At 30.4% G+C, this 11,723-nt stretch carries 13 protein-coding genes and 1 pseudogene; all 14 read left to right on the forward strand.

What is annotated here, in order from left to right; translation table 11 throughout:
* The coding region (locus FBF10_RS08380) for a 6-hydroxymethylpterin diphosphokinase MptE-like protein (RefSeq protein ID WP_165433913.1) at positions 1–1,092 on the forward strand (1,092 nt) is incomplete at its 5' end.
* Entirely contained in the window at positions 1,089–2,060 is a 972-nt protein-coding gene (gene legB / locus FBF10_RS08385; protein ID WP_002885828.1) for a 4,6-dehydratase LegB, read from the forward strand. The genes FBF10_RS08380 and legB, both read left to right, overlap by 4 nt.
* Positions 2,053–3,207 (forward strand): aminotransferase LegC, encoded by a 1,155-nt coding sequence (gene legC, locus FBF10_RS08390; protein WP_002788898.1) that lies wholly within the window; start codon positions 2,053–2,055, stop codon positions 3,205–3,207. Before legB ends, legC begins: the two co-directional genes overlap by 8 nt.
* 109 nt (positions 3,208–3,316) lie before the next feature.
* A complete protein-coding gene (locus FBF10_RS08395) occupies positions 3,317–3,913 on the forward strand; it encodes a transferase (RefSeq protein ID WP_002788894.1) in 597 nt (198 codons plus the stop codon).
* A gap of 19 nt (positions 3,914–3,932) precedes the next feature.
* Positions 3,933–4,250 (forward strand): 3-hydroxyacyl-CoA dehydrogenase NAD-binding domain-containing protein, encoded by a 318-nt coding sequence (locus FBF10_RS08660; RefSeq protein ID WP_002788892.1) that lies wholly within the window; start codon positions 3,933–3,935, stop codon positions 4,248–4,250.
* 2 nt (positions 4,251–4,252) lie between these two features.
* The gene (locus FBF10_RS08665) at positions 4,253–4,639 is read left to right on the forward strand and encodes a hypothetical protein (protein WP_002788890.1); all 387 of its coding nucleotides are present in this window, start codon (positions 4,253–4,255) and stop codon (positions 4,637–4,639) included.
* A gap of 116 nt (positions 4,640–4,755) precedes the next feature.
* Positions 4,756–5,877 carry an N-acetyl sugar amidotransferase gene (locus tag FBF10_RS08405; protein ID WP_002889161.1) on the forward strand — a complete coding sequence of 374 codons (1,122 nt, stop codon included), beginning with the start codon at positions 4,756–4,758 and terminating at the stop codon, positions 5,875–5,877.
* A gap of 57 nt (positions 5,878–5,934) precedes the next feature.
* The gene (gene legI, locus FBF10_RS08410; protein WP_002867655.1) at positions 5,935–6,939 is read left to right on the forward strand and encodes a N,N'-diacetyllegionaminate synthase; all 1,005 of its coding nucleotides are present in this window, start codon (positions 5,935–5,937) and stop codon (positions 6,937–6,939) included.
* Positions 6,932–8,086, forward strand: coding sequence for a GDP-N,N'-diacetylbacillosamine 2-epimerase (hydrolyzing) (gene legG / locus FBF10_RS08415; protein WP_002889154.1), 1,155 nt, complete (start codon positions 6,932–6,934; stop codon positions 8,084–8,086). The genes legI and legG overlap by 8 nt, the downstream gene beginning before the upstream one ends.
* Before the next feature lie 8 nt (positions 8,087–8,094).
* A complete protein-coding gene (locus FBF10_RS08420; protein ID WP_002889152.1) occupies positions 8,095–9,120 on the forward strand; it encodes a nucleotidyltransferase family protein in 1,026 nt (341 codons plus the stop codon).
* A complete protein-coding gene (gene ptmF / locus FBF10_RS08425) occupies positions 9,117–10,022 on the forward strand; it encodes an L-glutamine-D-fructose-6-phosphate isomerase subunit (protein ID WP_002808599.1) in 906 nt (301 codons plus the stop codon). The genes FBF10_RS08420 and ptmF overlap by 4 nt, the downstream gene beginning before the upstream one ends.
* Positions 10,015–10,722 (forward strand): CMP-N,N'-diacetyllegionaminic acid synthase, encoded by a 708-nt coding sequence (legF, locus tag FBF10_RS08430; protein ID WP_002789698.1) that lies wholly within the window; start codon positions 10,015–10,017, stop codon positions 10,720–10,722. The genes ptmF and legF overlap by 8 nt, the downstream gene beginning before the upstream one ends.
* A complete protein-coding gene (gene ptmA, locus FBF10_RS08435) occupies positions 10,722–11,492 on the forward strand; it encodes a flagellin modification protein PtmA (protein ID WP_002889147.1) in 771 nt (256 codons plus the stop codon). Before legF ends, ptmA begins: the two co-directional genes overlap by 1 nt.
* A pseudogene (locus FBF10_RS08440) lies at positions 11,492–11,723 on the forward strand (DUF115 domain-containing protein); the annotation flags it as partial. The gene ptmA and the pseudogene FBF10_RS08440, both read left to right, overlap by 1 nt.

An 11,723-nucleotide genomic window follows, 5' to 3' on the forward strand; every position in this document is an offset into this window, starting at 1 on the left:
GGTATAAAGCCTGATTATGTTTGTATGCTAGAAAGAACTGAAATTACTGCTGAGTTTTTTAATCATGATTTTGGGGAATTTGATAAGGATATTATGTTTATTTGTGCTGGTGTTGTTCATCCAAAGGCGATTGAGTATTTAAAGGGTAGAAATAGAAAATATCTTATCATACCAAGATATTTATATTTTCCAATCTATATAAAGCTTAAATATTTTGATTTTTTATACAATACACCTAGCGTTGCACATATGTCATATTTTCTTTCGGTTCTACTCAATCATAAAAACATCATTTTTATAGGACAGGATTTAGCTTATGCTGAAAATGGCAATTCTCATCCTGATGATTATCAAAATTCAGCTAATTATGAAAGTCAAATGTATGAACATATTTTAACCGAGGCTTATGGTGGGAAAAAAGAAATTAAAACTCATGAATTTTGGATATTTTTTAAACAAATCCTAGAAGCAATGATTATTAAGTATCACATCACCACCTACAACTGCACCGAAGGTGGAGCAAGGATAGAAGGAACCATAGAAAAACCTTTTTTATGGGCTTGTGAGAATTTACTTGATAAAGATTTAAATAAACCTTTTGAAAAATTAGAACCTTTAAGTTTAAATAAACAAAATGAGTTTTTACTTAAGGCTTATTATAAAGTTTATCAAAGTATTAAACATTGTAGAGATTTTAGTAAAATACTCAGCAATGATTTTGAAAATATACAAAGTATATATTTGAGTTTAAATGAAAAAGAAGAGGATATCAATTTAGCTATTGAAAAAATAGATGAATTTAAAAATAAACTTGAAGATATTAAACAAATGCAAGATTTATATGAAATTTTACAACCTCTGCGTACTCAATTTGAACTTAATCTTGCTAGAATTTATGTCTTAAATCCTAAAACCAAAGAAGATGCTTTTAATAAAAGTATTCTTTGGATAAAAGAACATTTAGAATTTATGGAATTAGTTTATGGACATATTAAAGCACAAGAAAATGCTTTGATTAAAAATATACTTCCTTTAGAAGAAAAACTTAAAGAAAGAAAATTAGATAAATGGATGGAAAGGGTGAGAAGGTGAGAAATATTTTAGTTACAGGTGCTGATGGTTTTATAGGTTCTCATCTTTGTGAAAGTTTGGTCAAAAAAGGTTTTAAAGTCAGAGCTTTAAGTCAGTATAATTCTTTTAATTTTTGGGGACATTTAGAAAAAAGTTCTTTTTTAAAAGACATGGAGGTTATAAGTGGAGATTTAAGAGACAGTTTTTTTTGCGAAAAAATCACCAAAAATATAGATGCGATCTTTCATCTTGGCGCTTTAATCGCTATCCCCTACTCCTACACAGCCCCACAAAGCTATGTGGATACCAATGTCAATGGCACTTTAAATATGCTCGAAGCAGCTAAAAAAAACGAGATTTCACATTTTATCCACACCTCAACAAGCGAAGTTTATGGCACAGCCTTTTATGTACCTATCGATGAAAAACACCCTTTACAACCTCAAAGCCCTTATTCTGCAAGCAAAATCGCTGCAGATATGATGGCGCTGAGTTATTATAATTCTTTTAATTTAAATGTCAATATTGCACGCCCTTTTAACACCTATGGACCAAGACAAAGCGCAAGGGCTATCATACCTACCATCATCACACAAATTTTAAGTGGAGCAAAGGAAATCAAACTAGGAGATTTAAGCCCTAAAAGGGATTTAAATTTTGTGCTAGATACTTGCGAGGGTTTTATCTCTCTTTTAAATTTAAAACATTTTGGAGAAGTTTATAATATAGGCTCAGGAGTGGAATACTCCATGCAAGAAGTACTTGATCTCATACAAAAAATTTTAGATTCTAAAGTAAAAATCATCCAAGATGAACAAAGATTGCGTCCTAAAAATAGCGAAGTTTTTAGACTTTGTTGCGATGCAAACAAGCTTAAAAAAGCTACAAATTGGCAAAGCAAAATAAGTCTAGAAGAAGGCTTGAGACAAAGCATAGAGTATTTTAAAGAAAATTTAGAAAATTATAAAAGTGAGCTTTATAATGTTTGAAAAAGAAATTTCTTTTATAAAAAGTCTTTTTAATCAAGAAAATATCGCCTTACATGAGCCTTGCTTTATAGGCAATGAGAAAAAATATCTCTTAGAATGTATCGATAACGGTTTTGTTTCAAGCGTAGGAGAATTTGTAACGCGTTTTGAAGAAGCTTTAAAAGAAAAAACCAAAGCACGCTTTGTCATCGCTACAAATACAGGCACAGCAGCTCTTCATATCGCTTTACTAGCTAATGGCATCGATGAAAACTGCGAAGTCATCACTCAAAGCATAAGCTTTGTCGCTACGGCCAATGCTATCGCTTATACAGGTGCAAAACCCGTTTTTTTAGATATAGATGAAAACACTCTAAGTTTAAGTCCTAAGGCTTTAGAGCATTTTTTAGAAAATCAAACTTATCAAAAAGATAATCTTAGCTATAACAAAACCACACACAAACCCATCAAAGCTTGTGTTATTATGCACACCTTTGGTTTAAGCGCTCATATAAAAGCCATCAAAGAGCTTTGTGAAAAATACCACATCCTTTTAATTGAAGATGCCGCAGAAGCCTTAGGAAGCACCTATGAAAACAAGGCCTTAGGCACTTTTGGAAAGTGTGGAATTTTAAGTTTTAATGGCAATAAAATCATCACAGGTGGATGCGGTGGGGCGATATTAAGCGATGATGAAAATTTAGCTAAACTTGCAAGACACCTTAGCACCACAGCTAAAATCCCCCATCCTTACGAATACGATCATGATAGGATAGCTTATAATTACCGTCTTTGCAATATAAACGCAGCAATCTTGCTTGCAGGACTTGAAAATTTAGAACTTTTTTTAGAAAACAAAAGAGAACTTGCTAAAATTTACAAGGATTTTTTTAAAAATCACGATAAATGTAAATTTATCGATGAAAAAAGCAATGAAAAAAGCAATTTTTGGCTCAATACCTTGCTTTTTAAAGATGAAAATTTAAGAAATATCTTTTTAGAAGAATGCTTGAAAAATAATATTTTCGTCCGTCCTATATGGAAAAGCTTACCGAGTTTAAAAGCTTTTCAAAACTGTCAAAGCAATGAGCTTATAAACACTAAAAATTTAGAAAAACGTTTGGTTAATTTACCTAGTAGCGTTAGAATAGCAAATAAAAAGGAATGATGCGTTGCAAAATTTAATTCAAAGCATTAAAAAAATTTTAATAAGAAAAAATATGAGAGTAGCGGGGGGGGGGATTTGATTTTTTTACTTCTTCTTTTAGGAGAAGTGCGTGAAAAATGTCATCATCATAGGAGCGGGTGGCTTTGCTAGAGAGCTTTATTCTTATTTAAAAGATGCAAATTACGAAATTATAGGCTATATTGATATACAAGAAAATATTTTTTTTGACTTAAAATATCTAGGCAATGAAGATAACTTCGATAAAAAGTTGATTCAAAAAGCATCTTTTGCTTTAGGTGTAGGACAAATCAATTTAAGAAAAAAAATCCTTGTAAAACTTTCAAAAAAATCATGTAATTTTATCACTTTTATACATCCTCAATCTTTTGTTTCAAAAGAAGCTAAAATAGGACAAGGGGTTATAGTGTGTCCTTTTGTAACCATTAATGCTAATTCAAATATAGGAGATTTTGTGCTTTGTAATATTTATTCAAGCATAGCTCATGATTGTAAGGTAGGAGAAGGAAGTATTTTAAGCCCTTATGCTACACTTAATGGAAATTCAAGCATAGGAAAAAATTGTTTTTTAGCTACTAGAGTTAGCCTGTTGCCTTGCGTAAACTTAGAAGATAACTGCATAGTAAGCGCAGATAGTATTATTAGCAAAACTACACATCCAATCAACTTATTTTTCATAAAAATATAATTAAAACAAGGAAAAAACAATGAAAGAAATTAATATCATAGACTTTGGTTTAATGGGTAAGCAAATAAGTGCTTTATTTTATTTGTTAGGCCATGAAATAGGTGTTTATAATAAAAGCAAGCTCAATATATACGAATTTGAAAAACAAATAAAACTTCTACAAAGAAAAATAGATTTTTCTAATTTTAACGCCGGAAAAATAAACATTTACCAACATATAGAAGATCTTAAAAATAGCTTGACTATAGAAAGCTTAAATGAAGATTTAAATTTAAAAAAAGAAATCATGCAAATTCTTAGAGATAATAATATAGTTTTTCGAATTCAAGTTCTTTGAGTATGGATGATTTAAACTGCGATTTTATACATTTTTTCAATACTATTTATATCAAATTAATAAAACTTTGTGGTTCTAATTTAGAACGATTTACCCCATTGAAAGATCTTAAAAAATTAGGATTTCATATCATTTGCAGTAAAGGCAATCGAGGAGCTTTAGCAAATTTGCTTTTGTTCAATGAAATTTCATCATTTTTTAAAATTATAGAAAAATACGATTATAATTTCAAAGAATGTCAAACAGTTTATGATTTGCTTTATGAAAAAAGAAATTTGTTAAATATTATCGACACTATAGGCATAGAACTTTGTAATAAAATTTGTAAAAATTTAAAAGAAGATGATGAAAATTTTTACCATCCAAAAATCTTTAAAAAGGCCTTATAAAAAGGAATTTTAGGTAGAAAAATAAAACAAACATAAGTGATATTTTATAAAATAAGCAAATATTAATTTAATATTTTATACAATCTAATATTTTTATTAAATTGAAGGGGTGGGGAATGATTTATTGTGATCACTGCGTGATGCCAAATACTAGACCTGGTATTAATTTTACAAAAGATAAAGAAGGTAAAAATATCTGTTCAGCTTGCATCAATCATAAAAATAAAGAAAATATTGATTATAAAGCAAGATTTAAAGAGCTTGAAGCCTTATGCGATAAATACCGCAGAATGAATGGAAAATTTGAATATGATTGCGCTATTGCCGTAAGTGGAGGTAAAGATTCGCATTTTCAAGTGCATATCATGAAAGAAAAACTTGGAATGAATCCTATTCTTTTTAGCGTTGAAGATAATTTCACCATGACTGAAGCAGGTAAGAAAAATCTTAAAAATTTAAGTGAAACTTTTGGTTGTCATATCATTAGCTTAAAACCTAATATCAAAACTCAAAAAAAAGTTATGCTAAAAACCTTTGAAAAATATGGAAAACCCACTTGGTTTATTGATAGACTGATTTACAGCTATCCTTTTGCTATGGCTTTAAAATTTAATACACCTTTATTGGTTTATGGAGAAAATGTTAGTTATGAATATGGAGGTAGTGATGCCAAAGAAACTCCTAGCGCCAAAGAAATATTTTTAAATGGCGTAGCTAGTGATTTAAATATAAATGAATTTATAGATGATGAAATCAAAGAAGAAAATCTACAACTCTTTTTTAATCCCAATGCAAATGATATCAACAAACTTAATCCTATTTATCTAAGTTATTTTATAAAATGGAATTCTTATAGCAATTATATTTTTGCTAAAAGTCGTGGTTTTACTGATCTAGAAGGCGAATGGTATAGAACAATGTGTGCAGAAAATTTTGATCAAGTTGATAGTATAGGCTATATCCTACATGCTTGGATGAAATACCCTAAATTTGGTCATGCTTGTGCGAGTGATTACGCAGCTCGTTTCGTGCGTTATGGACTTTTAAGCAGAAAAGAAGCTATTGAACTTGTGCAAAAAAGAGATCATAAGCTTGACAATAGATGCGTTGAAGATTTTTGTAATTTCATAGGTATTAGCAAAACTACATTTTGGAAAATAGTAGAAAAACATTACAATATGGATTTATTTTATAAAAATGATTTTGGAGAATTTAAATTAAAAAATCCTTTAAAATAATTTGGAACGACTCTTGCTTTTAAACACTATAAAGCACACTAAATTTAGGCAACAAACATGAAAAAAACCCTCATCATTGCAGAAGCAGGAGTCAATCACAATGGTGATTTAAATTTAGCTAAAAAGTTAATAGAAATCGCAGCAGATTCAGGGGCTGATTTTGTTAAATTTCAAAGTTTTAAAGCCAAAAACTGTATCAGCACAAAGGCTAAAAAAGCACCCTATCAGCTTAAAACCACGGCTAGTGATGAGAGTCAGCTTCAAATGGTACAAAAACTCGAACTCGATCTTAAAGCTCATAAAGAGCTTATCTTACACGCAAAAAAATGCAATATTGCCTTTCTTTCTACTCCTTTTGATCTTGAAAGTGTAGATCTTTTAAATGAGTTAGGCTTAAAAATCTTTAAAATTCCAAGCGGAGAAATCACCAATCTACCCTATCTTAAAAAAATTGCAAAGCTTAATAAAAAAATCATACTTTCAACAGGTATGGCAAATTTAGGCGAGGTAGAAGAAGCTTTAAATGTGCTTTGTAAAAATGGCGCTAAACGCCAAAATATCACTCTTTTACACTGTACTACAGAATACCCTGCCCCTTTTGATGAAGTCAATCTTAAAGCCATGCAAAGCTTAAAAGACGCTTTTAAGCTTGATGTGGGTTATTCTGATCACACTCAAGGCATACACATTTCTCTAGCTGCAGTTGCCTTGGGAGCTTGTGTAATAGAAAAGCATTTTACTCTAGACAAAAATATGTCAGGGCCTGATCATAAAGCAAGTTTAGAACCTCAAGAACTAAAAATGCTTTGCACCCAAATAAGACAAATACAAAAGGCAATGGGTGATGGCATAAAAAAAGCAAGTAAAAGCGAACAAAAAAATATCAACATAGTAAGAAAAAGTTTAGTCGCTAAAAAAGATATCCAAAAAGGAGAAATTTTTAGCGAAGAAAATCTTACTACCAAACGCCCCGCAAATGGTATAAGTGCTATGAGATATGAAGAGTTTTTAGGTAAAATTGCTACTAAAAACTACAAAGAAGATGAGCTTATCCGTGAGTAAAAGAAAAATTTGTATAGTCAGTGCAACAAGGGCTGAATGGTATCTTTTAAGAAATTTATGTCATGAAATTCAAAACGATAAAGATCTAAGCCTTCAAATCATTGCTACAGGAGCACATTTAAGCCCTGAGTTTGGACTCACTTATAAAGAAATAGAAAAAGAATTTAAAATCACTAAGAAAATTCCTATCCTACTTGCAAATGATGATAAAATAAGCCTTTGCAAAAGCATGAGTTTAGCTTTTAGTGCTTTTAGCGATGCTTTTGAAGACTTAAAACCTGATATGGTGGTAATTTTAGGCGATCGTTATGAAATGCTTAGCGTAGCAAGTGTATGTCTTTTGATGCACATACCTTTAGTGCATTTATGTGGCGGGGAGCTTACTTTAGGGGCTATTGATGATAGTATAAGACACAGCATTTCAAAAATGTCGCATTTACATTTTGTAAGTCATGAAATTTATAAAAAAAGGCTTTTGCAACTTGGAGAAGAAGAAAAAAGGGTTTTTAATATAGGTTCTTTAGCTTCTACTATCATAAAAAATATGAATTTTTTAAACAAAAAAGATTTAGAAAAAGCCTTAGAAATGAAACTAGATAAAGAACTTTACTTAATCACTTATCATCCTTTAACCTTAAATGTAAAAAATACTCAAAAAGAGATTAAAACCTTACTTAAAAAACTTGACACCCTTAAAAACGCAAGTTTGATTTTTACCAAAGCAAATGCCGATGAAAATGGACTTTTAATCAATGAAATTTTGCAAAATTACTGCCAAAAAAACTCACACAAGGCTAAACTTTTTGATAATCTTGGCTCACAAAAATACCTAAGTCTTATGAAAATAGCCAAAACCATGATAGGCAATTCTTCAAGTGGTATTAGTGAAAGTCCTTTTTTTAAAACTCCTTGCATTAATATAGGCGATAGACAAAAAGGGCGTTTAAGAACTCAAAATATCATTGATTGTGAAATTAATGATCTTGATCAAGCTTTTGAAAAATTAGAAAGCAAAGAATTTAAACAAAATTTAAAAAATTTTAAAAACCCTTATGATAATGATAAAAATCCTAATAAATTCATAAAAACTTGCCTAAAAAATGCAAATTTAGATACAATTTTACATAAAAATTTCATCGATTTATAAGGCTTAGTGTGGATATAAACAAACTCAAACTCACCCCTGATTCTAGCATAAAAGAAGCTTTAAAAATAGTCGGGCAAGAACGCGTTAGATTAGGCATTATAGTTGATAAAAAGGATAAATTTTTAGGAGTCATTAGCGATTCAAACATCAGAAAAGCTTTAATTAGTGGCAAAACTTTAAAAGATAGTATCAAAGATATTTACACTAAAAATCCCATCACCATAAAAGAAAACACAAGCAAAGAACAGCTTTTAAAAATTTCTGCTAAAACCGATATTTACGACTTTCCTGTTTTAAATGAAAAAGGGCAAATTCTTTCTATAAAATCTATCTCATCACTTTTAAAAGCCAATCCAAACTCCATTATCATCATGGCTGGAGGCTTAGGCTCTCGCTTAAAAGAGCTGACTAAAGATACTCCAAAACCTATGTTAAAAGTAGGCAAAAAACCTATTTTAGAAAGCATAGTCCAAAGACTTAAAAATCAAAATTTTGAAAATTTTATCTTTTGTGTGAATTATAAAAAACAAATCATAGAAGATTATTTTCAAAAAGGGCAAAAATTTGGGGTTAAAATTTCTTATATTAAAGAGCGTAAAAAACTAGGTACAGCAGGGGCTTTAAGCCTTATAAAACAAGAATTTAAAGAAAGTTTTATCGTTATGAATGCAGACATTTTAACCGAGCTTGATTTTAATGATCTTTTAAAAGCGCATAAAAAATCAAAAGCTTTAATGAGCGTTTGCGTGCGTGAGTTTGAGCAACAAATTCCTTATGGAGTGATCACTCAAAAACAAGGTTTTATAGAAAATATAGAAGAAAAACCTACACAAAAATTCCTAGTAAGTGCGGGGATTTATGTACTTGAAAATGAAATTTTAAATTTAATTGCTAAAAATGAATACCTAGATATGCCAGAACTCATCAAACTCGCTCTACAAAAAGGTAAGGTAAATACCTATATCATCAATGATTATTGGATCGACATTGGAAGGCCAGATGAGTTTTTAAAAGCCAATGAGGATTTTAAATGAAAGTCTTAATCATAGGCTTTGGAAGCATAGGAAAAAAGCATTTTTTAGCCTTAAAAAATTTAAATCATGAAGTAAGTTTGCTTTCTTTAAGTGCTAAAAAAGAAGAATTTAAAAACACTCCAATTTATCGCTCTTTGAAAGAATGTGATTTAAACGAATTTGATCTTTTTATCATCGCAAATATCACCACAGAGCATTTTAATACCTTAAAAACTTTAGATGAGCTTGTAAAAGATAAAACCATACTCGTAGAAAAACCTTTATTTAAAAAAAGCCAAAATTTCACAAGTTCAAAAAATCACATTTATGTAGCATATTTACTGCGTTTTCATCCTGTGATTGTCGCTTTAAAAAGGCTTTTAAAAGGTGAAAAAATTTATTTTGCTAGTTTGATTTGTAATTCTTATTTGCCCCATTGGAGAGCTTTAGACTACAGGCAAAATTACAGCGCTAAAAAAGAGCTAGGTGGTGGGGTTTTACTCGATCTCTCTCATGAAATCGATCTAGCCTTTTTTCTTTTTAAAGACTTAGAGCTTATATACTCCCAAAATGCTAAAATTTCAGAGCTTGACATAACAAGCGATGATTTTGCCTTTTTGGCTTTAAAAAATTCACAAGAAGCTAAAATTCATATAGAACTAGACTATTTTTCTAAATTTAACAAAAGAGAAATTATCATCCATACTTTAGAAAAAAGCTTTAAAGCCGATTTGATAAACAATAACATCGAAATTTATCACAAAAATCAAAGTCAAAAAATCTTAAATTTTGAAAATGATACGATAAAAACCCTTCAAAATTTACATCATGCAGTCTTTGAAAAAGACAAAGAACTTTGCGATCTTAAGCAGGCTTTAAAAGTGCTTGAAATTTGTGATGAAGTAAGGAAAAAAAATGGCTGAAATTTTATGTACTATTTGTGCTAGGGGTGGTAGCAAAGGCGTTAAAAACAAAAATATTAGAAAGATTAACGAACTTGAAATGATAGCTTATAGCATCATACAAGCTCAAAATTCAAAGCTTTTTAAACACATAGTCATAAGTACTGATAGTGATGAAATCGCAAGTGTAGCCCAAAAATATGGCGCTGAAGTTTTTTTCAAAAGAGAAGCTCATCTTGCCAATGATCGGACTGCAAAACTTCCTGTCATGCGTGATGCCTTGCTAAGAAGTGAAGAGCATTTTAAAACGTGTTTTGAAACTCTCATAGACTTAGATGCTTCAGCCCCGCTTCGCTCAAGCCTTGATATAAAAAAAGCTTATGAAAGTTTTGTTGAAAATGATAATTCCAATCTCATCACCGCAGTTCCTGCTAGACGCAATCCTTATTTTAACCTCGTAGAAATACAAAATAACAAGGTAGTAAAATCCAAAGAAGGAAATTTTACCACTCGCCAAAGTGCCCCAAAATGCTATGATATGAACGCTAGTATTTATATCTTTAAAAGGGATTATCTTTTAGAAAATGATAGTGTTTTTGGCAAAAACACAGGGCTTTTTGTAATGGATGAAAGCACAGCTTTTGATATTGATAGCGAGCTTGATTTTAAAATCGTAGAGTTTTTAATCTCTTTAAAAAATTTATCGCCAAAGGATTTTTAATGCTTGAAAATAAAATCATCTTTGTAGCAGGAGCTTGTGGGCGTATAGGTAAAGCGCTTTGTCAAAAAATACTTCTTAGCAAAGGTATCCCTATACTCGCAGATATCAACAAAGAATGCTTAAATAAATTGCAAGAAAATTTAGAAACAAATTTTAAAACAAAACTTTTAAGCTTAGAACTTGATATCACTAAACAAGAAAGTTTACAAACCGCCCTTCAAAAAAGTCAAGAAAGATACAGCAAAATCGATGCTTTTGTTAACTCAAGCTATCCTTTTGGCAAAGATTGGGGTAAAACGCCTTATTATGAACTCAAATACGAACAAATTTGCGAAAGTTTAAATTTACATTTAGCAGGCTTTATGCTAGCCGCTCAAGAATTTGTGAAATTTTTTAAACAACAAGGCTATGGTAATATCATCAATCTTAGCTCCATCATGGGAGTTTATGCGCCAAAATTTGAAAATTATGAAGGCACTTCCATGCAAAGCTCTTTAGAATACAGTGTGATAAAAGCAGGGATTAATCACATGAGCTCTTGGCTAGCTAAAGAGCTTTTTAATCAAAACATACGCGTTAATACCCTAGCAAGTGGAGGAATTTTGGATAATCAAAATGAACTTTTTTTAAAAGCTTATAGAAAATGTTGTGCAAGCAAGGGTATGTTAGATGCTGATGATATATGTGGAACTTTGGTGTTTTTACTTAGTGATGAGAGTAGATTTATCACAGGGCAAACCTTAGTAGTAGATGATGGATGGGGCTTATGATGACCTTCACCCCTACTCAAAAAGAACTCTTTAACAAAAACATTGAGGCTTTAAGTAATATTCTTTTAAAAGAAAGTTTAAAAGAAATCAAGTCTAGTAAATTTGAACTTATCTTAGGTAAAGATAATCTAGATATCAATTTAAAAGATACAAGTATAATACTTTTCTTTATGAAAATGTTATTGATGAATTAAACACTATGTTAAACACCTATAATGACAAATACCTACT

Origin of the sequence: Campylobacter sp. CFSAN093249, assembly GCF_011067895.1 — a bacterium.
Lineage (GTDB): Bacteria > Campylobacterota > Campylobacteria > Campylobacterales > Campylobacteraceae > Campylobacter_D > Campylobacter_D jejuni.

Coding starts and splice junctions, on each gene's coding strand:
- legC (WP_002788898.1), top strand. CDS start 2,053: ATGTTTGAAAAAGAAATTTCTTTTATAAAAAGTCTTTTTAATCAAGAA.
- FBF10_RS08660 (WP_002788892.1), top strand. CDS start 3,933: ATGAAAGAAATTAATATCATAGACTTTGGTTTAATGGGTAAGCAAATA.
- FBF10_RS08665 (WP_002788890.1), top strand. CDS start 4,253: ATGGATGATTTAAACTGCGATTTTATACATTTTTTCAATACTATTTAT.
- FBF10_RS08405 (WP_002889161.1), top strand. CDS start 4,756: ATGATTTATTGTGATCACTGCGTGATGCCAAATACTAGACCTGGTATT.
- legI (WP_002867655.1), top strand. CDS start 5,935: ATGAAAAAAACCCTCATCATTGCAGAAGCAGGAGTCAATCACAATGGT.
- ptmF (WP_002808599.1), top strand. CDS start 9,117: ATGAAAGTCTTAATCATAGGCTTTGGAAGCATAGGAAAAAAGCATTTT.
- legF (WP_002789698.1), top strand. CDS start 10,015: ATGGCTGAAATTTTATGTACTATTTGTGCTAGGGGTGGTAGCAAAGGC.
- ptmA (WP_002889147.1), top strand. CDS start 10,722: ATGCTTGAAAATAAAATCATCTTTGTAGCAGGAGCTTGTGGGCGTATA.